This is a genomic window from Collinsella sp. AF29-7AC, assembly GCF_003475665.1.
GTDB lineage: Bacteria > Actinomycetota > Coriobacteriia > Coriobacteriales > Coriobacteriaceae > Collinsella.
On sequence record NZ_QRQX01000003.1, the window covers coordinates 56487 to 78621 of the forward strand.

The window sequence follows — 22135 nt, forward strand, 5'->3', positions numbered from 1 at the left end:
GATATCTCTTCCTTTGTTGAACAGCCCACCAATGAAGCCATCAGCACCAAAGACAGAGCTAGACGAATCGCCCTACTTCGAAAAAGTCGTTCCATAAGTCCACGCATAATAGCTCTGATCATACTTCAGGAAGGATAAAGATGAATTCCAGCCGTCCGCTATGCCAATCATCTGCCTTGTCTCTCCAGTTTTCTTACCAGTAAGTGTGGCGTAAGCCTCCGCTGTTACAGAATGGGCTGATCCGTTGTACAAACTCGCATGTAAAACATTCGGTCTATTAGAGTTAATCTCATTTTGAATGCTCGCGATAGCCGGAGAGGAGACAGTGCGGGCGATAAGAGTACTTCCTCTGCTTGCGCAGTAATTTGTAAACCCCGTTGCACAGGTTGATATCGGCGTTCCGCCCAAAACAACGCCGGGAACAGTCTGTTCTTCATCGGAAAGAGCATGGGTATTGGTGTAATTCCATATCTGCATATATTGCGAAGGGTCGCTATATAAATTGGCAATGCCATACAGTTCCGCAACGTTCGAAAAAGCTGTCACCATACAAGCATAGTGGGCAGTAAGCCTCTTAATCTCGCTTTCATCATATGACATAAACTGAGAAATGGAACGAAATCCAGATACTGTGTAATCCTGCATTTGAGTTGCGTAAATTACGACATCGTTCCAGCTTGAAGGTTTATTCGATAAAACGACAGGCCGTCCTTCTATGGAAACAGCCGGGATTGTTCTTCCGCAATTTGTTGTTATTGAACCGTCCAAAGATTGCACACCGAATTCGAACGGATTGATCATTACGACTGGGTTATTGAAAGAATAAGACTCAACACCAAGATCTCCTCCCCGATCCATAGGGCTGACTAAGCCGTCACCAAAACGATATCCCGTAAGTATTTCATCATCTGAAGCATCTAAAACCAAATAGCCCGCGGCTCTATTGAATGTCACAACCGGAACAATGTAGCCAAGCGGGGACCCATCAACGTCTACAAAAGGAATAGGGTCAGAAGGCGTATACGAAGAGCCGAGGAGTCCCTTTATATATTTATCGGCAAGCTCTTGCGCAATTTCTGAAGTAAATTGTATCTGCTCACCATCAATATTGCCCGTCGAAGCAAAAACCTCTTTCGGACGTGCGGCTAAGGCGACAATTGAAGACGCGACAAGTTGCAGAAAACGACGACGCGAAAGCATATGTTCTTCTTTCTAGAGGAGCGACTTATAAGATACTCCTATTCTATAACCTTTTTTGTAACGTTACAGCACTGGTTATATTTCAATTCGATTTGCTTATGTCCTTGTAACCCAATACGTCTTTACGTTTTAAACGGAATTAGAAAATCACTCATAGCAAAAACGGGCTTTAATCCCAAAGAGATGACTTTGATTATGAATCAAACCAGCAGCCAGGGCATAGCTGCAGTGCAATTGCTACAAGAAAGGCCGCCCTTGCTGGCGGCCTTTCTACTTGCTACTAGTCACGCGTGAGCTTGCGGTGAATACGATGCGGCTGGGCTGCGTCCTCGCCCAGGCGCTCGATGCGGTTGGCCTGATAGGCCTCGAAGTTGCCCTCGAACCAATACCAGTTGCCCGGGTTCTCGTCGGTGCCCTCCCACGCCAGGATGTGCGTGGCGACGCGGTCTAGGAACATACGGTCGTGGCTAATGACCACCGAGCAGCCCGGGAACTCGAGCAGCGCCGCTTCGAGCGAGGACAGCGTCTCGACGTCGAGGTCGTTCGTAGGCTCGTCGAGGAGCAGCAGGTTGCCGCCCTGCTTGAGCGTGAGCGCCAGGTTCAGACGGTTGCGCTCGCCACCGGAGAGTACGCCAGCGCGCTTCTGCTGGTCCTGGCCCTTAAAGCCAAAGCTCGCCACATAAGCACGGCTCGGAACCTCGGTCTCGCCGACCATCATGTGGTCCAGGCCGTCCGAGACGACCTCCCATAGGTTCTTATCGGGGTCGATGCCGGAACGGTTCTGGTCGACGTAAGAAATCTTGACGGTCTCGCCCACCTCGAGCTCGCCCGAAGTCAGCGGCTCCAAACCCACGATGGTCTTGAAGAGCGTGGTCTTGCCGACACCGTTGGGGCCGATGACGCCCACGATGCCGTTACGCGGCAGGGTGAATGAAAGGTCGTCGATGAGCACGCGGCCATCGAACTCCTTGTGCAGGTGATGGGCCTCGAGCACCTTGTTGCCCAGACGCGGACCCACAGGGATGCGGATGTCGGTCCAGTCGAGCTTCTGGCTTGCGCGGGCCTCGGCCTCCATCTCCTCGTAGCGAGCCAGACGGGCCTTGTTCTTGGCCTGGCGAGCCTTGGGCGAGCTGCGTACCCACTCGAGCTCGGCCTCCATGCGCTTGGCGAGCTTGGCATCGCGGTTGCCCTGCGCCTCGATACGCGCGGCCTTGGTCTCCAGATACGTGGAGTAGTTGCCCTTGTAGGGATAAAGGTGGCCGCGGTCGACCTCGCAGATCCACTCGGCAACGTTATCCAGGAAGTAGCGATCGTGCGTGACGGCAAGCACCGCGCCCTGGTAGTTGTGCAGGAAGTGTTCGAGCCACAGGATCGACTCCGCGTCCAGGTGGTTGGTGGGCTCGTCGAGCAGCAGCAGGTCGGGAGCCTCGAGCAGCAGCTTGCACAGGGCCACGCGACGGCGCTCGCCGCCAGAGAGCACGTTGACCGGCATGTCGGAATCGGGCAGCTGCAGGGCGTCCATGGCCTGGCCGAGCTTGGAATCGATATCCCAGCCGTCGGCGGCATCGATCTCGTCCTGGAGCTTGCCCATCTCGGCCATGAGGGCGTCCATGTCGCAATCCGGGTCGCACATCTCCTCGCCGATCTTGTTGAAGCGATCGACCTTGGCGATCATGTCGCCAAACGCCATGCGCACGTTCTCGATGACGGTCTTGTCGTCATCGAGCGGCGGCTCCTGCTGCAGGATGCCCACGGTGTAGCCGGGGGTAAGCCTGGCATCGCCGTTGGAGACTTCCTCGATACCGGCCATGATCTTGAGCAGGGTCGACTTACCCATGCCGTTGGGGCCCACGACGCCGATCTTGGCACCGGGGTAGAAGCTCAGGGTCACGTCGTCAAGGATTACCTTGTCGCCATGGGCCTTACGAGCCTGATACATCTGGTAGATAAACTCCGCCATTTGCCTGTTTTATCCTTTCTACCTTCTGTTTCCCTATTCTTGATTCGCTTTAGTGGAAACGAAATGAGGAAACCAGCTCTGAAACTAAACGAAAAAGGGGCATGGTTGCCCACACCCCCTAATACTACCTGGGAAAAATCCCCCGGAACATACTATGAACTGCGTACGCTAGTTTTCCGCAACCTTAACGAGCGGCTCGCTGCGATTTGCGCCACAGCAGATACGAATAGACGTAGGCAGCTCCAGCTGAACCAAACGCCAGAACCGCAATCACCGCGGCGACGACTTCACTCGAAAGCACGCTACCCGCCACGCCCATCACAATCAGGCCAACGCCCAGCACCATAAAGCAGGCACCGCCAAAACGCTGCGTACGGCGCCAGTTCTCGGGATCGGCAAGCGCCCAGGGCGTCTTGATACCGAGCGTATAGTTCTGCTTCACACGCGGCAAGTAGTTGCCTACGCCGATGAACAGCAAACCGACAGCACCGGAAATCAGCACGTTGACCGAACCGACCGCCGGCACCACGCCCCAGACCGTAAGCTCTCCCAGCCAGCTTATGGCGCACATGAACAAGGTGAAGGCGATTACGAAGCCCTGATAGAACTTGCCCGAGGTTCGATATGCCTCACCTTTGGGGTCGATGCGCGGCACCACGCAGAACATTGCGAGAAGCGCCAGAGGCAGCACGCCGAGCGCGGAGGCCATCCAGCTAGGACCCCAACCGTCGACGGCGCCGTTCGCGCCCCAGTGCGTGGGAATCTGCGCAGGCAAGCTCGGCATCACCATGAGGTGCGCTACGACATTAGCGACGCACAGAGCGACCAGCACAATCCACACGCGCGACGATACCCCCGTGGGGTGAATGCCCTTGTTTTCGTTATTCATCCTTATCACCTTCCGTGTTTGTAAAGCCCATAAACCAGCCAATTAAATCCTGCATGACGGTGGTGTTTAAGCTGTATACGATGTTTTGGCCATGGCGCTCGTCGGTCACCAACCCGGCGTTTTTGAGCGTCGCCAAGTGATGGCTTAGCGACGGCTTACTGATATCGAAATGCTCGGCAAGCTCCCCCGCCGTGCAATTGCCCTCGCGCAGCAACTCCAAAATGCGCCGTCGCGTTGGATCGGCAAGCGCCTTAAAACCCTCTCCCGGCATAAGACCTCCTCTCATCATCTCTCATGACGCGCACACTATACTCGATATTTAGATGTTTGTCTAACTATCTAATCTTGTACTCAAAAAAATAGCCGCCTCCGCGTAATGCGAAGACGGCCACTTCTCACGCTACAAACGTGTTTGGGAGTTGGCCAACCCGCTGCAACGGGTGCCATCTGCTTCATCTTATGCGAACCCCGATCCCATTTCAACAAGCCCAAGGGCTCAAATGGAATCGCGATAACACCTATAATGGCAATAGCTAAAACACGATTCGCTTCCCCATCGGAGGATGTCTATGACCGAAACCGCTGCCGCCCTCGTCGAGACACGCGACACCAAGCTCGAGATCATCATGGGCCGCGAGGCACTCGATAAGCTCGCCGATGCTACGGTGCTGGTGCTCGGCTGCGGAGGTGTGGGGTCCAATTGCTGCGAGGCGCTCGCCCGCGGCGGCATTGGTCATTTCGTCATTCTGGACAAGGACATCGTCGCGCCCAGCAATATCAATCGCCAGGCTATCGCCTTTCACAGCACCATCGGCAAGCGCAAGGTCGATGTTATGGAAGCCATGATCCACGACATCAATCCCGCCGCCACCGTTATCAAACGCACCGAATACTTGCTGAGCGACAACATCGATGATTTCTTCGCGGGCGTTTTGGAGCAGACGGATGGCAAGCTCGACTACGTCGTCGACGCCATCGACACCATCTCGGCCAAGCTCACCATTGCCAAATATGCTCAGGACCATGGCGTTCGTTTGGTTAGCTCCATGGGCGGGGCCAACAAACTTCATCCCGAATGCCTGCGTTTTGCCGACATCTTTGACACCGTGCGCGACCCTATGAGCCGCATTATGCGCAAAGAATGTAAGAAGCGCGAAATCAAGAGCCTGCACGTGCTGTTTAGCTGTGAGGAATCGGTTAAAACCCAACCCCGCGACCCGTCCAACATCCACGAGCGTACCGAGTTGGGTACCGCCAGCTTTATGCCGCCCATCATGGGTCAGATGATCGCCGGCGAGGTTATCCGTCAGATCAGCGGGCGCGGGTGCGAGCGCGTGCGCGCCGACGGCCAGCGCTTGGACTAGCAGGATGCCCTGCGATGGAACCGCGATTCTTTGACACGCATTGTCATCTTGATTTGATGCTCAGCCCCGATGCTGCAGCCAGTGAGTCGGCGGCGTTGGGTCTGGGGCTCTTTGACTGCGGGGTCGACCCACGCGACTTCGCGGCAGCAAAAAAGCGGGCCAGCCGATACCCAAACATTATCGCGGGCATCGGCCTCCATCCCTGGTGGCTCGCCGACGGACGATGCGGTGCCGCCGAAATCAATCTGCTTTGCAAGGTCGCCGCACAAGAGCGCTTTATCGGCGAGGTCGGACTCGACTTTTCCGCGCGCTGTGCCGGAAGCGAGCCGCTACAAACACAGGCGCTCGACCAGCTCTGTAATGCACTCGTGCACTATCCTCTTGCCGGGCGCGTGATATCAATTCACGCTGTTCGTTCGGCAGGAACCGTACTGGACGCCCTTGAGTCATATGGGTTACTCACCCCAAGCCCCAACTCCCCCGCCATCATCTTCCACTGGTTTAGCGGCACTTCGGACGAACTCGTCCGCGCGCGTAATGCGGGCTGCTATTTTTCCGTCAACGAACGCATGCTCGCATCTAAACGAGGACGCGAATACACACGACAGATTCCACTCGACCGTCTACTGCTCGAGACCGATGCGCCGGCCGAGCCAAACACAGAAACAAGCGCGCAATCGCTCATCAGATCGCTCACAAGGACCTCAGAACGCATCGCCTCGCTCAAAAAATGTGACATAAAGCACATCGAATCGGCAGTTTTAGCAAATGCGCGCTCTGTTTTTTGACCTTCGCTAACCCCTGTGGGCAAAAATGCCAAGGGACATGCGAATCGCACAACGCAGTCCTTATTGGAAGGCGGTACAGTTCGGCGGCATTACACCAATTCGTGCATGAGATCACGGTTGCGTGTATACAATTCGTCAAAGATATGACGACGCGACGCATATAGCTCGTGGGCAGTCATATCGGGCACGATTGTTTGCGCAACGCCAAGGACTCGGGCGAGTTCATCCCATGATGTATAGGCGCCACCTGCGAGAGCTGCCATAATAGCATCACCGAAGCATGCGCCCACCGTAACCTTGGCAACCGAGACCTCGCGCCCGCATACGTCGGCGATAGCTTGCATCCAAATTGGATTCTTGGTTCCACCTCCGACAAGCATAATGCGCCCAATTGGCAGTCCATGCTCTCGCTCGATAATGTCGACATGGGATGCAACGGTATACGCGACGCCTTCCAAGGCGGCGCGAACCATATGGGCTCGCGTATGCCTTCCGGTCAGGCCAAAGAAGACGCCACGCGCCTCGGGATCGTTGAGCGGAGTACGCTCCCCCGCAAAGTACGGCAGACACAGGAGCCCATCGGCACCCGGCGCCACATCGGCGGCATCATGCGCCATAACCGAATATGCATCGGGGCCACCGTGGCCCTCGGCCTCTACCGCGTCGCGATACAGCTCTTGGCGCAGCCACGATGTGAGTGCACCCGCTGTATTGGTCCCCGCGCAGATCCCGTAAGTTCCGGGAATGATAAACGTCCCTGGCCACAGGCGAGCATCATCGACCATATGATCAGCTAAGTAGATGAAATACGCCGTGCTCCCCAACTGAACCATCATATCGCCGGGACGGAATACACCCGTCGAAATGGCCTCGGCACCAGAGTCGCCCGTTCCCACCAAGACAGGTGTCCCCGCCACGAGCCCCGTCGCCTCAGCCGCACGCTGCGTAATCACCCCGGCAATATCGGTAGCCGACATTACCTCCGCCATCTGGTCAGGCCGGCAGAAACGAGCACATTCCCGAGCATCAACCTTCCAAGTGTAGCGATCGTATAGGGGAAGAAAATCCTCCGCCAAATAACGGTCCACCGTAAAACGCCCCGTCAACTTCGCGCACAGAAACGATGACGCCGTCAGGAACTTCGCGGCACGTTCGTGCACCTCGGGCATATTCTCCTTAAACCACAAGATCTTTGGAGCAATATCTGACGAACAGGGATCGTGCCCGAAAAGCTCGCGTGCGCGATCTGGCCCATATTCGGAAAGAAGCTCGTCAATCTGCGGCTTCGAACGTGCATCGACTCCATATAAAATCGCGGGTGCCAGCGCGTTGCACTCGGTATCGACCGGTACGCAGTCGCAACCCAATGCGGAAAGGCCCACGCATCCAATCTGCGCCGCATTAACCCCCGATCGCACCACCAGCTCGCGCGACAAGCGGCAAAAATCTCCCCACCAAACTGCCTCCGCATCATGCTGGTACCATCCATCACGCGGGTTGTCCGTCTCGTGTCCACAAGAGGCCTGGCAAACGATATTGCATCGATCATCGATTAAAACGCCTTTAGAGGCGCTTGTCCCAATATCAATACCCAGATAGAACGCCATAGGTGCCTACTCCCCTCGCGCCGTACGAGCGGCAGCCATAAAACGAACTACCCGCTCAACATCAACCGGGGCATCCAGCTTTCCGTCGCGCTTTAAGCAGGTGCCGACAAACGCGCCATCGTAGTGAGCAAATACGTCAGCCACGGTATTTTCGCGACAACCGGTGCCACATACCACAGGCACTTCGCCAACACGCTCGCGGACCTCATCGGCAAGCTCGCCCGAAGCACCACGACCGGCAGCCGAACCGCCGATGACCATCGCATCCGGTAGGCAATTAAAGAGAAGTGAATCGGCAATGTCCGCAGTCGTGCGGTCGTTGAGATAAACCTCCCCCTCGCTCGTGATGAAGTGAAAAAGCTTGAGGTCGTCCAGGCGCAGCGCCGTCTTGCGACGCATGGTGTGAGCGAAATCTCGGTTAATCAGCCCGAGATCACCGGCCCAGGCACCGCAAAAATTGCAGCGCGTGAACTGCGCATCGACGGCAGCGCACAGCTCGATTGTGGCATCACCATCGTAAATAGCTTCAGCTCCCCAAGGGGTCGACAAATCATGGGACAGAACCCCGATTACATAGCCCATCGATGCAAGGGTTGAGGGAGAAACGTGCTGCTCATAGGGCATCGAGAGCTCATTGGTAATCAAAATGCCATCGACACCGCCCCGTTGCAACGCTTCGAGATCGCGCTTGGCGGCTTCCACGACCTGCGACACGCTTCCGCCCGGGTAATACAGTGGATCGCCCGGCAGAGGACGCAGGTGCAGCATTCCGATAACCGGCTTTTCGGTCTTGAACATCGAGGTTAGAAACGACATAGCGTGCTCCTTCATAGGGTTATTGCAGGAACGTTATTCCCCCAGCACCTCGACGTACACTTTTCGCTTCTGCGGACCGTCAAACTCCGCAAGATAGATGTTCTGGGCACCTCCACACACGATGTGGCCATCTTGGACGGGAAAGAAGCAGCTGTTTCCACAAATCATGCTCTTGATATGCCCACAGGAGTTGTTACCGGTGGCTCCATAGCTCGGCAGGAAGTGTGCATGCGCATAGGGGGCATCGAGTGGGGCGATGCGATCAAGCGTCTCCATAAGATCCGTCTCCACGCAGGGCAGCCCCTCGTTTACCACGATTCCGCAGGTCGTATGCGACAAAATAATCGCCGCCAAGCCATTGGTCACCGAGCTGCGTTCGATGGCAGCGTGCACGTCCTCGGTAATATCGATGAACTGGTCCGGAGCAGTCGATAGATAGCTCAATGTCTCGAGCGTCACCATGTTCACTCATCCCCTTCAAGAAAACGCAGGGCATTACCCCAGTAGAGCCTTTCTCGCGCATCATCGCGCATGGGCACGGTATCGAGCGCCCGCTTGAGTTTGAATGCACGGAAGCGCGGCGTATTGCTGGCGAACATCACTTGGTGCGATAGCGCGCGCTCATACCACAGCGGCCCCATATCGACCGTGAAAAGACGCTGCATCATCTCCTCGGGCGAATCGATGTAAGTGATAGAGGTGTCCGCGTAGCAGTTGGGATACTTGAGCAGCATCGCCACGGTCTCGCGCACCCAGGGCCAGCCAAAATGGGTCAAACTAAAACGCACATTTGGATGCGTTGCGATTGTGTGCTCAAATGCAAGCGGGTTACTGCGCGATAGCTCTGCGCCCGGCTCCCAAGACATACCGGCATGGAAAACCACCGGCTTGTTATAGCGCTCGCACAGTTCGTAAAGCGGCTCGGCCACAGCATCATCGGGGGCAAAACCCTGCTTTGCAGGATGCAGGCAAAGCCCCTTTGCCCCCAACTCGGTAAAGGCGCGCTCCAATTCGTCTGCGGCACCGCTCACCTGCGGATCCACGCTCGCAAATCCCCACAGACGATCGGGATGCGCGGCAACCAGCATGGCAATCTGGTCATTGGTGCCAAAATGCCCTCCGCATGCCGTGGTTACATCGAGCGGCATGAGCACGCTCTTCTGCACATCGCAGACGTCCATCTCGACTTGAAGCTCATCCCAATCCATGGGGCCCATATGCCCCATACCAAATTCTCGTGACCAAAAACCGAATCCATCAGGCTCATCACCCGGCGTACAGATCTCGCTGTAGAGCATGGGCTGAACCAACATGTCGATAACCATTTCGTACTCCTTTCCAGGCATTTGACCCTAGTACGGCTCAAACGAACCAATCACTCGGGACGACAGCTCAGCGCCCGCCTTCATACACGCCGGAATATCAAGGCCATCGATCACGCCCTTGGTAAACCCGGCAATATACGAGTCGCCGGCACCCACGGTATTAACGACCTTCTCCGCCGGTACGATCCCGCACTCATAGAAGCGCTCACCGTCATAGGCAATGCTTCCCTTCTCGCCAAGCGTGGCAACCGCAACGCGCGGCCCCAATTCCTGCGCGTGACGTACCCAGTCCCGCAGCTCCGGAGTGTCATCTTCAAACGACATAAATGCGTAGTCAACGTAGGGAAAATGATTCTCACATGCATATTCGGGATCTTGGCTGAACACCGAGAAGTCCATAACCACCGTCTTGCCCGCATCATGCCATTCGGGCAGGAGGTCCAAACAATTGCCAAACAGGTCGGTATGAATGATGTCATGCTCCAGGATAAACGCCCGGTCGTCTTCATTCGGTCGATATGTCTCCATTACGCCATCGATTGCCTCGAGATGCACGCGATCGACGCCGTCTTTCAATGCCATGAGCATCACCGAGGTGTCGCCATCCTCCACCCGCAGATGTGAGATATCGAACCCCTCGGCGGCCAGCGCCTCTCTCATCTTGTCTCCGTACTCGTCCTTGCCGACAACCGACACGGCGGATACCGAAACGCCCATTCGTGCAAGATGGATACCCCAGTCAATGCCGTTACCAGTCGGATAGAACACGCCGATGTTTTGATAGACGTCCGCACAGCAAAAACCAGCCGCACACGCTTTAATACCCATACTCTTCTCCAATGTTCAAAAGGGGACCCACCACATGGCGAGCCCCCTTTTCGCGTTTCGCTTATTGTTTTGCATCGGCTGTCCAAGGCCTCATAGCCAGACCGCCGTACGCTTTCTTAAGCTATTCGACGATTGGTGCTCCGTGGCCCCAAGAACCTTCCATGCCGCACACGGTCGAGGCAAACCCGGCAGCAAAGTCGAGCGCGCGCTCGATGGCCTCGGCGCCATCCTCGCCACGCTTGGCGGAATCGAGATAGCACATCAAAAACGAGGTGAGGAACGAGTCGCCCGCCCCCATGGTGTCCTTCATGTCCGTTACCGGTTTAGCCAGCTGGCGGTAATAACGCTTGCCGTCGTAAGCGATGCAGCCCTCGGCGCCCGCCGTAGCCGACACAAAACGCGGACCCAGACCCTTCACCCATGCCAGACGCTCGCGAATCTCGTCCTCACTCGCGGCATCCGCCGCACTAAAGAAAGCAAAATCGACGTAGGGCGCAATCTGCTCGTAGTACTCGTCGGTGGAGTCGTCCGAAAAGTCAAAAGAGACCGTGACGCCCGCAGCCTTCAACTTGGGCAGCTCGCGCTCGGTAAAGCAATAGTTGCCCGAATGAACCACATCGAACTGCTTCATGTACGAAAGGTCAAAGCGATCGAGGACATAGCGCGCATCGCCACGGATACCGCCCTCGTTGGAGCCGAGGAAGACACGGTCACCGTCAACGACGGTCACGCGAGCCGCTCCGTTCTCGCCAATCATCTGCTCGCACTTGTCAAGCTCGATACCCTCATCCTCGAGGCTTGCAATGACATGCTCGGCAGCGGCGTCATTGCCAAAAATGCCCATGTATGCGGAGCGTGCGGCACCGCATTTCTTGGCATAAACGGCGAAGTTCACCGCGTTGCCGCCAGGATACATGGTGTGGATATGCTCGTAGCGATCGACGACGTTGTCGCCAAATCCGAGCGCGTTAACGTTAAATGCCATGGCCTTTGCCCCTTCTAGTACTCGACAACACCCATATAGCGACGGAAATCGGGATCGTGATCAAACACCTTGCCGCGTGCAGCACGCAGCTCGCAGTTCATGGCGTAGAACAGCACCGGGTCCAGATAGGCACGGACGCTCGACGGCACGGCTTCCATACCGTACTCCTTGGCATCGAGCACCATCAGCGTATCGGTATGCGTCTTAAGGAACGCCAGGGCGCGCTCGTCCATAGCACGGCACTCGCTGGAGCCCATCTGCAGGAAGTAAAAAACGCCATCCTGAGTAGCCTCGAAGGGACCGTGGAAGTACTCGGCAGAGTGGATGTAGCTGCAGTGCTGCCACTGCATCTCCATAAGAGAGCAGATAGCGAAACCGTAGGTCTGGCTAAAGTTGGGACCGCTGCCCAGAATATAGAAGAACTCATGCTCCTGGCAAAGCTTGGCAAAACGATCGCCCAGCTCGGCATTTACCTTCTCACGTGCCGGGGGAAGAATCTTATCCATCTCGGCGATACCGGCATACATATCGGCAAGATCGGCGTAGCCCTCCTGCTGATCGAGCAGCTCGGCCGCAAGCGACAGCGAAATGCCAGCGGGGACTTCGGCCTGCGGCACGCCCTCGCCCCACGGGTAGACCCACGTGGTCCACTTGCCGGAGTCAATCTTGGATCCAGCGTTGTCGGTCTGGGCGATCACCGTAGCGCCGGCAGCAAGGGCGATCTCACAGCCCTCGACGACCTCGGGGGTGTTGCCACTGTGGCTGCAAGCAATGACCAGGGATTTCTCACCCAAGCGGCGCGGGCGCATGATATCAAACTCGCGAGCCGTATAGATATACGAAGTGAAGGTGGTTGCCTCGCGCTGCAGAAGCTCATGAGCCGGGATCAAATCGATCATGGAGCCACCGCAAGCAATCCAGTACACGCTGTCGAACTTGCCCTTCTCGGCAATTGCCTCTTTGATCAGATCGTGTGCGTTCATATCCAGTTCCTTTCTTGTTTGGCCCGCAATCAATGACGTTGGTTGCGTAGCCGATAGTTGTTTTAGTCAATCAGATATTTCTCGAATGCGGCCATGTTCTTGGCATCTGCCGCCGCGGGGTCATCGTAGTAACGACCGTCCGTGATTTCCTGGCCCAGCATGCCGTCGAAACCATGGGCGTTGAGTGTGGCGACGAAGGCGTCCATATCGTGCTTGCCATCGCCCCACACCAGATGGCCATACGGATCACCGTCGATAAAGTGCATCTCGTGTATTGCCCCATCACCAAAGGCGGCAAACCAGTCCTCGAGCGTCTCACCTGCAACGCCCATCGCGGTTGTATCAACCATGGGCTGCAAGTACGGGCTCGCGACCTCGTCAATCATGCGCTTCGCATCGGAAACCGTCGTCACAAGGTTGCTCTCCTCGGGACGCAGGCTTTCCATCGTAAGCACCAGACCGTGCTCGCCGGCATACTCCGCCAGAATGGACAAGTGCTCGCGGCTGCGCTTCCAGGCTTCCTCGCGGTCCTCATCCCAGTCGCCCCAGCCCGAGTTGACGGACATACGGTCGCACCCAAGTACCTCGGCAAGCTCAATGCCGTGCTTAAAGTACGCCAGGCTGCGCTGTTCATGCAGCGGTTTGCGTGCGCAGTACTGCCAAGGATAGACAACATTCTCGGGGCACAGAGTACGATACCTAAGCCCACGGTCTGCAGCCTTTTTCGCCAGGACCTCAGCCTCAAAGTAGCCCGTATGGTCGAGCGTCACATGCGGCTCCGCACACCACAGCTCAATGGACTCAAAGCCCAAACGCTGCTGCACATCAAGGAAGTAATCGAGCGACCACATGATGTAGTGGATATTCATGCCCGCAATCTGTTCGCGGTGCAGCGTCGGTTTGGATTCAGACATCTTATGCCTCCTTATTTCGATCGAATACGATTTGTCCGTCCGCCATCGTCATATCAACCGAAAGATCGCGTGCGTCGCGATAATCGAGGTCGAACACATCCCGATCGAGCACGCAGATATCGGCAAGCTTGCCGACCTCGAGCGTACCCAGTTCGTCTTCGCGCATCAGATCGTACGCGCCCCCGGCAGTCCAAGCACGCAAGAGCTCGACAAGCGTCAGCGCGTTGGCCTCATTCACGGGCAGTCCATCGTCGAAGTATCCGCCGCACGCGCTGTAGATTGACTCGCCCAGGCTCGGAATCAGCAGCGGCAAATCCGTACCACAGCACACCGTGCATCCGGAATCTTCCATGCCGCGGCGATTCCAGCTGTGCAAAAGTCGCGTCTCGCCAATTTGTCGACGCATCATCGACAGGCAATCCTCGCGCCGGTCCAGCGTCAGAATCTGCGGATAGACCTCGCAAATTCCACCTAACTTGCCAAACTCGACAAGATCGGTCGGATCAGAGTTCTCGAGATCGGTAATCGCATGGCGGCGAAGCATCCGTCCATGCTCGTCTCGAGGCAGCGAGGCATAGAGCGCCACGGTGCGACGAACGGCGCCATCGCCCTGGCAATGCAAGGAGTATCGGAAGCCGTCAGCATCAATTGCACGCAGCTCGCTCTCAATCAGATCCCACTCTGGCTCCTCGACGACCGTCTTACCGGCAGCGCCCGCATCGGCCGTGTCCTCATAGGGTTCAATCATCTCGGCAAGCCCCGCCCATACACCGCGATCGGTCATACGGTTGAAGCCAGAAAAACGAACGAACGGTCCCCGGAAGCGCTCTCGTGCCTCGCGGGCATATGCCAGATTTGCACTGGCACCCACCGGCTGCGACATCATAGAGACGCGAACCGTCAGCTCACCAGATTCCTCACGGCGAGCCATTTCGTCGGCAAAGCCGTAGTAGTCATCAAACGCCATCTCCTTGATGGCGGTAACGCCGCGCTCGTTAAGCATGCTCATGTAGTCCGAATACCCGGCACGCACCTCGGGCAGCGCGAGGAAATCGCTCATCATGCGCCAGATCTTCTCGGCATAGCACGCCTGGGGTGTGAAGCCGTATCGCGCACTGGCGGCAGCATTGAGAACGCAGGTCTCCGCACCCGGTGTAAAGCAGACGACAGGGATATCGCCAAAACAATCGTCAAACACGGCTGCCGTATTTGCGTTCTCGGCATCCGATGCCAACGTTTCGGGTAGGTTGTGGCCAAAAGCCGCCGCGCAATCCGGATGATCTTCTTTCCATGCACGCAAGAGCGACACGGCCTCTTTGGCATCGGCGATGCCGGACAGATCAGACCCCAACGTCCGCAGCGCCCAGCCTGTATAGAAGGTATGTACATCGATCAGGCCAGGCATGACGGTGCGGTCGCCCAGGTCAACTACCTCGTCCGCCTGGGTCAAATACGAAGCTGCCTCACACTTGGTGCCAACCGCCTCAATTCGATTGTCACGGACCGCTACGAAACCTTCAAACGGCAGGTCCCCCGTACCGGTAAAGACGCTCTTAGACGTCAGGACCGTCAAACGATCAGACATCACAACCACCTACGCCGGAAGCATGCCAGAAATTGCAGTTACGATCAGGCCAAAGACGACCATGAAGATGAAGAACTTCCAAATGGTCTTCCACCATTGGCCAAACGAAATCTTAGCCACGCCAAGGCCGGCAACCGTCATGCCCGCCACGGGACTGATGGTGTTGATGGTCTGGTTGGCAAACTGGAGCGCGGTAACGGCCGCCTCGGGATTGAGGCCCATGAGCTCGGTCAGGGGGCCCATAACGGGCATGGTGAGTGCCGCCAGGCCAGAACTCGAGGGAACCAGCAAAGAGAGCAGGCCAAGGACGATATACATAAACGTGGTGTAGACGGCGGCGGGTGCACCGGCGAGCGCAGTAGCGAGCGCCTGGAGGATGGTGTCGATGATCATGCCGCCCTCGGCGATGACCAGAATACCGCGAGCGATACCGATAACGATGGCGGCGTACGCAAAGTCGGCGAGACCTTTAACGAACTCCTCAGCAATCGTCTGCTGGTCAAGACCGCCCAGGATACCGGCAAGCAAGCCCATGCCAAGGAACACGGCGGAAATCTCATTCATGTACCAACCCTGGGTAACAAGACCCCAGACGATAATGCCCATACCGCAAGCAAAATCGATAAGCACGAGCTTCTGACGGGTAGTGAACTCTTCCTCGATGGAGGCATCGGTCACGGAAAACTCGATACGCTTGAGCTTATCGTCCTCGTACGTAATGGACGACTCGGGGTTTTTCTTGACGCGCATGGCGTAGCGCATGGCCCATGCGATACCGACGGCAGTGAAGATGACCCAAGAAACGGCGCGCAGCCACAGTTGCGGATTGCCCTCGATGCCAATGATGCCCTGGGCGATCAAAACATTAAACGGATCGATGGTCGAAGCGCAATATCCCAGGTTAGGACCAAGGAAGCAGATGATGAATGCCGTCATCGAGTCATAACCGATACCCATCATGATGGGAATGAAGATGGCATAGAACGGCAGGGCTTCCTCAGACATACCAAACGTGGTGCCGCAAATGGACAGCAACGTCATCGTGATGGGAATGATGAGGATATCCTTGTTCTTGAGCTTTTTAATCACACGGCTCATGCCGGCATTCAAAGCGTTGGTCTTGGTGATGATTGCGAACGACCCGCCAATCAATAAGACGAACGCAACGACGTCGGCAGCCTCCTGGATGCCCTTAGTGGGCGCTTGCAGGACCGCGAAGATATCCTGCCCCAAATTGATGGTCTCGCCGGTCTCGGAATCGGTGTAGTTCTTATCGACCTGTTCATAGGTTCCAGCAACGGCGACTTCACGCTCGCCCGCCGCTGTCGAAATCGTCTTGCGCTGATACTGACCAGAGGGAACGATCCAAGTCAGGACCGCAAAGACAACGATCAGCAAGAACATGATCGTATAGACATGCGGTAATTTGAACTTAAAACGTCTGTTTGTCTTCTTCGCCTTCGTATCTGACATAGATACCTCCAAAGAACTCGAGACTGCATCGCATCTCGCTTCAACGTTTGCACAAGGCAAACGTTCTATGACGTTCTATAGGTTACCAGAAGCTTTTCTCGTCATCAAGATAATTTCAAACTGATTGCCGCAACGCGGTTGAACGGTTGCGTTTGCGCCGTGAACGGTATGGAAACGCCCGGTGAGATGATCCACCGGGCGTCTCCATTCGCAATGTCCTAGATGTCAAAAACGTAGCGAGACCCAACGATCCGCTGACGACCGATGATAAACGGCCGCCGCTGCTCATCAAAGAAGAAGGCTTCCATATAAAACAAGGGTTCGCCAACGGGAACCGCCAGCAACCGAGCGACCTCGGGCGATGCGCACGCGATCTCGAGCGTGCATGGGTCGGTAAACGCAGGCGTCCGCCCCGTCCGGTTGCGCACGAACTCAAAAATGGATTGGTTAGATAGAGGCGCCGTTGATAGATAGGCGTTGTCCTCGTAAACGTATATGTTGTTCTCAAGCATGACAGGGACGCCATCGGCAGTACGCACGCGCTCAACGCAGATCAAGTCAGTTCCAACGGCAACACCAAAGAACTGTGCCTCGGTGGAATCCGCCGGCAGTATCTTTCTCGAAATGACACGCGCCCCCGGTTCCATTCCGTTAACGCGGCATGCGTCCGAAAAACTCTGGACGTCATCCTTCTGGCGAATCTTGCGCTTGAGCTTGGGGGCATTGACAAACGTGCCTTTCCCCTGTCGCTTCGTTAGATAGCCCTGTTGGACGAGCTCCTCAATAGCGCGTCGCACGGTAACGCGGCCAACTTTATAGCTCTCAGCCAATTCGAATTCGTTGGGTATCCGCGCACCTGCCTTGTAGGCACCGGAGTTGATTTCGTTTTTAATGATATCAATGACCTGTTGGTACAGCGGTATCGCTGCTTTACCGTCAGTTAGCCCTTCAGTCGGTGGCATATACCCTCTCCAAGCACAATTACGTCTAAAACGGGCTTAAGGGCATTCAACAAGTCCTTAAGCCCGCATTAGCTTAAAGTATGCTAGGTGTCGCACCAAAATGTCGGCTATTTACTCATCAGACCCGAAAAACGCGCAACTACCGCGCTCCTAAGAAAGCGTGAGCAGCTCCGGCAGCTGGTCGATGATCTTGTCCGCGGCATCCTGGCTAAAGCCAAAGCGCTCCTCGCGCTTGGCAATGACCGTCAGGCCGGCACGCTTGCCGGCAGTGATGCCAGGCACCGAATCCTCAACGCAGCAGCAACGGACCGCAGGCAGCCCCAACAGGTCCAGCGCATGCAGGTAGATGTCGGGCTCGGGCTTGCTCTCCTTAAACTGCTCGCCGCTCACCACATACTCAAAGGCATCCGACAGCCCGCATGCATTGAGCACTTCCTCGATGCTATCCATGGGAGACGAGCTGGCAAGCGCCACGCGAACGCCGCGGCGCGGCAGCTCGCGAATCGTATCCACAGCGCCCGGGTTAATCAAAGCCTGGTAGTCACGCGGACGCTTATGCGCCCACTCGTCCCAACGGGCCAATGCTTCCTCGCCAGTGAAGTGCCCTTTACCGGCGCGCTCAAACCAATCGACCAGCATATGCAGGAAGAACTGATGTGAGGTACCAACCTGCCCGTTCAACTCCTCTTGGGTCAGATTCAACCCAAGCTCCTTGGCAAACGCGGCAGTCTCGCCCAGGTAGTAATACTCGGTATCGACAATGACACCGTCCATGTCAAAGATAACGGCGTCGAACGGAAATGCGGACACGGCACCCTCCCTAACAAAAGGGCGCCCGCAAGCAGGCGCCCAAACCATGCATTAATCGGCGATTCTAACCCAGCAGCTTATCCAGCGCCACTGCAATACCGTCTTCGTTGTTATTGGCGGTTACCATCTGGGCAACTGCCTTAACCTCATCGACGGCGTTGCCCATGGCAACACCGGTGCCGGCCCACTCAATCATGGACTTGTCGTTCTGGCCGTCGCCAAACGAGACGACCTCGCTGGCATCGATACCGAGCTTGGGCAGGGCACCCTCGAGCGCACGGGCTTTGTCGATACCGGGCGCCGTGTACTCAAAGTACCAGTCGGCCGTAAACATGCCCGAAAGCGTCTGGGTAAAGGGCGCATACATCTCCTCGTAATGCGCCTGCAGGTAGGTCGGATCACCCGCCGTCAGCAGCTTGTCCACGGGATAAGTGTCCACGACCTCATGCAAGCTCTCGACCTCGCGAATCTTAAGATCGCACGCATCGCGCTCATACTTGACGATATTCTTCTGCGAGCCGTCAGGCAGTGTGATCATGCAATGGTACGAGTCCTCGACGTGCAAATCGCGACCAAGCGAAATCATAGGGATCACGTCAAAATTACGCAGGTGATCAATCAGGCGATGCAATTCGTCGGCAGGCATAGCCTGATCGAACAGCACCTCGTCGGTCTGGGCATCGACCACATGCGCGCCATTAAAGGCAACTAGCAGACCGTCATGGTTTTGAAGGTCGAGCTCCTGCGCCAAGGCGTGCAGCCCCCATGCGGGACGGCCCGAAGCCAAGATGAGCTTAATGCCCGACTCCTGCGCCGCGAGCAGCTTCTCGCGCGTACGCGGGCTGATGACCTTTTGGTCGTTGGTGAGCGTACCGTCGATATCCATTGCGATGGCTTTGATTGCCATATGTGCCTCCCTGTCATTGAGCAACCTTGTCTGAGCCATCATACAGAACACCCACGGCGGCGCTGTTTGCAACGGGAAAAATGTCACATTGTCCCAAACATGAACGGCGTGCCTTCGACGATTGCGATGCCCGTCGAGGCGCCTCCCGATACATTCCATTCTATCCAGATAGCAAAGGGCCCGCATCCCAACGGATACGGGCCCTTGTCGGCTATGCGTTAGTTTTCGCAGCGAATCCTACTTACGGTGCGCGCGATAGAACTCGATGAGCGCCTGGGTCGAAGCGTCCTGCTCGGCCTTGGCGGCGTCGTCGTGGAAGGCCGGGGTGATCTGCTTGGCAAGCTGCTTGCCCAGCTCAACGCCCCACTGGTCGTAGGAGTCGATGCCCCAGACCGTACCCTCGACAAACGTGATGTGCTCGTACAGGGCGATGAGCTCGCCGAGCGCGAACGGGGTCAGCGTGTCGCCAAAGATCGAGGTCGTCGGGCGGTTGCCCTCAAAGCAGCGAGCCGGGACGATCTGCTCGGGCGTACCCTCGGCACGAACCTCGTCGGCCGTCTTGCCAAAGGCGAGTGCCTTGGTCTGGGCCAGGAAGTTGCCCAGGAACAGCTCGTGCACGTCCTGGCCGTTGTCGGTTGCAGGGTTGGCGGTGTTGGCGAAAGCGATAAAGTCGGCCGGAACCACCACGGTGCCCTGGTGCAGCAGCTGGTAGAAGGCATGCTGGCCGTTGGTGCCGGGCTCGCCCCAGAAAATCTCACCGGTGTCGGAGGTCACGGCGCTGCCGTCCCAGCGGACGTGCTTGCCGTTGGACTCCATGGTGAGCTGTTGCAGGTAGGCCGGGAAGCGGTGCAGATACTGGCAGTACGGCAGCACGGCGTGGCTCTTGGAACCGAAGAAGTTGACGTACCAGACGTTGAGCAGGCCCATCAGCGCGACGGCGTTGTTCTCGAGCGGGGTGTTGCAGAAGTACTCGTCGATGGCGTGGAAGCCCTCAAGGAACTGCTGGAAGCGCTCGGGGCCGAGCACGACGATCAGCGACAGGCCCACGGCGGAGTCGACAGAGTAGCGGCCGCCGACCCAGTTCCAGAAACCAAAAGCGTTGGCGGGGTCGATGCCGAAGGCCTCGACCTTCTCGAGTGCGGTGGAAACGGCGACAAAGTGCTTGGCCACGGCCTCGGCGTTCTGCTCATCGGAGCCGTCGATGGCACCCTGAGCCTTGAGCTGCTCGAGCATCCAGGTCTTGACCTCACGAGCGTTGGTGAGGGTCTCGAGCGTGGTGAAAGTCTTGGAGACGATAATCACGAGCGTGGTCTCGGGATCGAGGCCCTTGAGTTTCTCTGCCTGATCGTTGGGGTCGATGTTGGAGATGTAGCGGCAGTCAATACCGGCGTCGGCGTAGGGACGCAGGGCCTCGTAGGCCATGACCGGGCCCAGATCGGAGCCGCCGATGCCGATGGACACCAGGTGCTCGATCTTTTTGCCGGTAACACCCTTCCACTCACCGGAGCGCACGCGCTCGGCGAAGGCATACATGCGGTCGAGAACCTCGTGCACGTCGGCGACGACGTCCTGGCCGTCGACGATGAGCTGGCCCTTCTCGCTTGCCGGGCGGCGCAGCGCGGTGTGCAGGACGGCGCGGTCCTCGGTGGTGTTGATGTGCTCGCCGGAGAACATGGCGTCGCGGCGCTCCTCGAGCTTCACCTCGCGGGCAAGATCGCACAGCAGCTTGACGGTCTCATCAGTCACCAGGTTCTTGGACAGGTCGAAGTGCAGGTCACCGGCGTCAAAGCTCAGCTTGTTCACGCGCTCGGCATCGGCGGCGAACCAGGCCTTGAGGTCGATACCCTCGGCCTCGAGCTTCTCCTGATGGGCCTCGAGCGCCTTCCAAGCGGCAGTCGACGTAGCATCGATAGGTGCGGCAACAGTTGCCATAGAGTCCTCCTCAGCATACGGGCGCACGCCTCCATGCGCCCGGACATTCAGATGCCACTATTCTAGCGCAGGTCAAGACTATAATCAGCGAGCGTTGCCAATCGGCCCCCAAACGGCAACCGACCAAAAAGGGACAGGTTTAATTTGGCAGGTCAAACGCTTTACCAATCAAAAAGAACCTATCCCTTTATGCCAAATATTAGGCCGCAGCGCAGACGCTACCGAGCAACTCACGCAGAGGAGACCCGATGCCCTCCAGCAGTTCGGGCGCGATGATGGCAAAAACGGGAACCTCGCCGGCCCCCACGACGGCAGGCACCTTGCCCTCCGAGACGATACATCCATAAGGGACAAAACCGTCTTCGCCGACATCGAGCGCCGCCATGCGACGGGCGAGCTCGCGCGCAAAGCCGGCAGTATCGGCATCGCCAATCGCCAAGACAAAGTCCACGCCTTCGTCGGTCGCCAGGGCCACGGCTTCGTCGATCAGCTCGTCTCCTCCGTCGCCTTCAACCGAGCCGCAGCGGAAAAGCACGCGCTCGAGCAGAGCTCGATCAACCGAGCCCAGCGCCGCCGAAACGAGCTCATCACGCGTGTGCTTGTCGCCTCCCAGCACGACCAGTGCCTTGGTGCCGCCATAGTGGGCAACCAATCGCCCGCACCAGCGAGCCACATCCCCATCCGCAACCAAGCGCGTCGGCATACCAAACCCATAGTTGACCATTATCCCCACAACCCTTCCGTGTTTTATGGTGGTATCAATCGTTAGCCTCATGCTACGAAGCGAGCTTTTCCGAGCTGTTACGC

General features: G+C 57.0%; 21 protein-coding genes. 2 read left to right on the plus strand and 19 right to left on the minus strand.

Annotation, left to right across the window (positions count from 1 at the left end):
- Positions 1-72: 72 nt before the first annotated feature.
- The 4 genes from DWZ15_RS10395 to DWZ15_RS01770 form a co-directional block, all read right to left on the minus strand.
- Positions 73-1200, minus strand: a complete 1128-nt coding sequence (locus DWZ15_RS10395) for a hypothetical protein (protein ID WP_147327747.1) — start codon at positions 1198-1200, stop codon at positions 73-75.
- Between the two features lie 280 nt (positions 1201-1480).
- Complete coding sequence (ettA, locus tag DWZ15_RS01760; RefSeq protein WP_055251458.1) at positions 1481-3160, minus strand: energy-dependent translational throttle protein EttA; 1680 nt, start codon at positions 3158-3160, stop codon at positions 1481-1483.
- Between the two features lie 184 nt (positions 3161-3344).
- Complete coding sequence (locus DWZ15_RS01765) at positions 3345-4049, minus strand: SdpI family protein (RefSeq protein ID WP_118449012.1); 705 nt, start codon at positions 4047-4049, stop codon at positions 3345-3347.
- Positions 4042-4320, minus strand: a complete 279-nt coding sequence (locus DWZ15_RS01770; protein ID WP_022094448.1) for an autorepressor SdpR family transcription factor — start codon at positions 4318-4320, stop codon at positions 4042-4044. The genes DWZ15_RS01765 and DWZ15_RS01770 overlap by 8 nt, the downstream gene beginning before the upstream one ends.
- Before the next feature lie 298 nt (positions 4321-4618).
- On the opposite strand from DWZ15_RS01770, the gene DWZ15_RS01775 reads away from it, so the two are divergent.
- Positions 4619-5413, plus strand: coding sequence for a ThiF family adenylyltransferase (locus DWZ15_RS01775; RefSeq protein ID WP_118449015.1), 795 nt, complete (start codon positions 4619-4621; stop codon positions 5411-5413).
- Positions 5414-5427: 14 nt separating this feature from the next.
- Positions 5428-6201 carry a TatD family hydrolase gene (locus tag DWZ15_RS01780; RefSeq protein WP_118449018.1) on the plus strand — a complete coding sequence of 258 codons (774 nt, stop codon included), beginning with the start codon at positions 5428-5430 and terminating at the stop codon, positions 6199-6201.
- Positions 6202-6290: 89 nt separating this feature from the next.
- Here the strand turns inward: DWZ15_RS01780 and DWZ15_RS01785 are convergent, their stop codons facing one another.
- From DWZ15_RS01785 to DWZ15_RS01855, 15 genes are all read right to left on the minus strand, one after another.
- Positions 6291-7808, minus strand: a complete 1518-nt coding sequence (locus DWZ15_RS01785; RefSeq protein ID WP_118256440.1) for an FGGY-family carbohydrate kinase — start codon at positions 7806-7808, stop codon at positions 6291-6293.
- A gap of 6 nt (positions 7809-7814) precedes the next feature.
- Positions 7815-8624 carry a BtpA/SgcQ family protein gene (locus tag DWZ15_RS01790; RefSeq protein WP_233539054.1) on the minus strand — a complete coding sequence of 270 codons (810 nt, stop codon included), beginning with the start codon at positions 8622-8624 and terminating at the stop codon, positions 7815-7817.
- A 33-nt stretch (positions 8625-8657) separates the two neighbouring features.
- A complete protein-coding gene (locus tag DWZ15_RS01795) occupies positions 8658-9086 on the minus strand; it encodes a secondary thiamine-phosphate synthase enzyme YjbQ (protein ID WP_117735290.1) in 429 nt (142 codons plus the stop codon).
- A gap of 2 nt (positions 9087-9088) precedes the next feature.
- Positions 9089-9949 (minus strand): amidohydrolase family protein, encoded by an 861-nt coding sequence (locus DWZ15_RS01800; RefSeq protein ID WP_233544600.1) that lies wholly within the window; start codon positions 9947-9949, stop codon positions 9089-9091.
- A 27-nt stretch (positions 9950-9976) separates the two neighbouring features.
- Positions 9977-10777: a fructoselysine 6-kinase gene (gene frlD, locus DWZ15_RS01805; RefSeq protein WP_117637477.1), complete on the minus strand. Its 801-nt coding sequence runs from the start codon at positions 10775-10777 to the stop codon at positions 9977-9979.
- A 121-nt stretch (positions 10778-10898) separates the two neighbouring features.
- Positions 10899-11762: a PfkB family carbohydrate kinase gene (locus DWZ15_RS01810; RefSeq protein ID WP_118266716.1), complete on the minus strand. Its 864-nt coding sequence runs from the start codon at positions 11760-11762 to the stop codon at positions 10899-10901.
- Between the two features lie 14 nt (positions 11763-11776).
- On the minus strand, positions 11777-12745 hold the full coding sequence (locus DWZ15_RS01815) for an SIS domain-containing protein (RefSeq protein ID WP_118449021.1): 969 nt from the start codon (positions 12743-12745) through the stop codon (positions 11777-11779).
- 62 nt (positions 12746-12807) lie between these two features.
- Positions 12808-13659 carry a sugar phosphate isomerase/epimerase gene (locus tag DWZ15_RS01820; RefSeq protein WP_118449024.1) on the minus strand — a complete coding sequence of 284 codons (852 nt, stop codon included), beginning with the start codon at positions 13657-13659 and terminating at the stop codon, positions 12808-12810.
- Position 13660: 1 nt separating this feature from the next.
- Entirely contained in the window at positions 13661-15244 is a 1584-nt protein-coding gene (locus tag DWZ15_RS01825; RefSeq protein ID WP_118449027.1) for an amidohydrolase, read from the minus strand.
- A gap of 9 nt (positions 15245-15253) precedes the next feature.
- Positions 15254-16717, minus strand: a complete 1464-nt coding sequence (locus tag DWZ15_RS01830) for a YfcC family protein (protein ID WP_117716559.1) — start codon at positions 16715-16717, stop codon at positions 15254-15256.
- 218 nt (positions 16718-16935) lie between these two features.
- A complete protein-coding gene (locus DWZ15_RS01835; protein WP_118449030.1) occupies positions 16936-17679 on the minus strand; it encodes a GntR family transcriptional regulator in 744 nt (247 codons plus the stop codon).
- Between the two features lie 150 nt (positions 17680-17829).
- Positions 17830-18489, minus strand: coding sequence for an HAD family hydrolase (locus DWZ15_RS01840; protein ID WP_369833170.1), 660 nt, complete (start codon positions 18487-18489; stop codon positions 17830-17832).
- 64 nt (positions 18490-18553) lie between these two features.
- Positions 18554-19396: a Cof-type HAD-IIB family hydrolase gene (locus DWZ15_RS01845; protein ID WP_199580006.1), complete on the minus strand. Its 843-nt coding sequence runs from the start codon at positions 19394-19396 to the stop codon at positions 18554-18556.
- Between the two features lie 237 nt (positions 19397-19633).
- Complete coding sequence (pgi, locus tag DWZ15_RS01850) at positions 19634-21328, minus strand: glucose-6-phosphate isomerase (protein ID WP_118449039.1); 1695 nt, start codon at positions 21326-21328, stop codon at positions 19634-19636.
- 199 nt (positions 21329-21527) lie between these two features.
- Entirely contained in the window at positions 21528-22052 is a 525-nt protein-coding gene (locus tag DWZ15_RS01855; RefSeq protein WP_158551676.1) for an iron-containing alcohol dehydrogenase, read from the minus strand.
- Positions 22053-22135 lie beyond the last annotated feature (83 nt).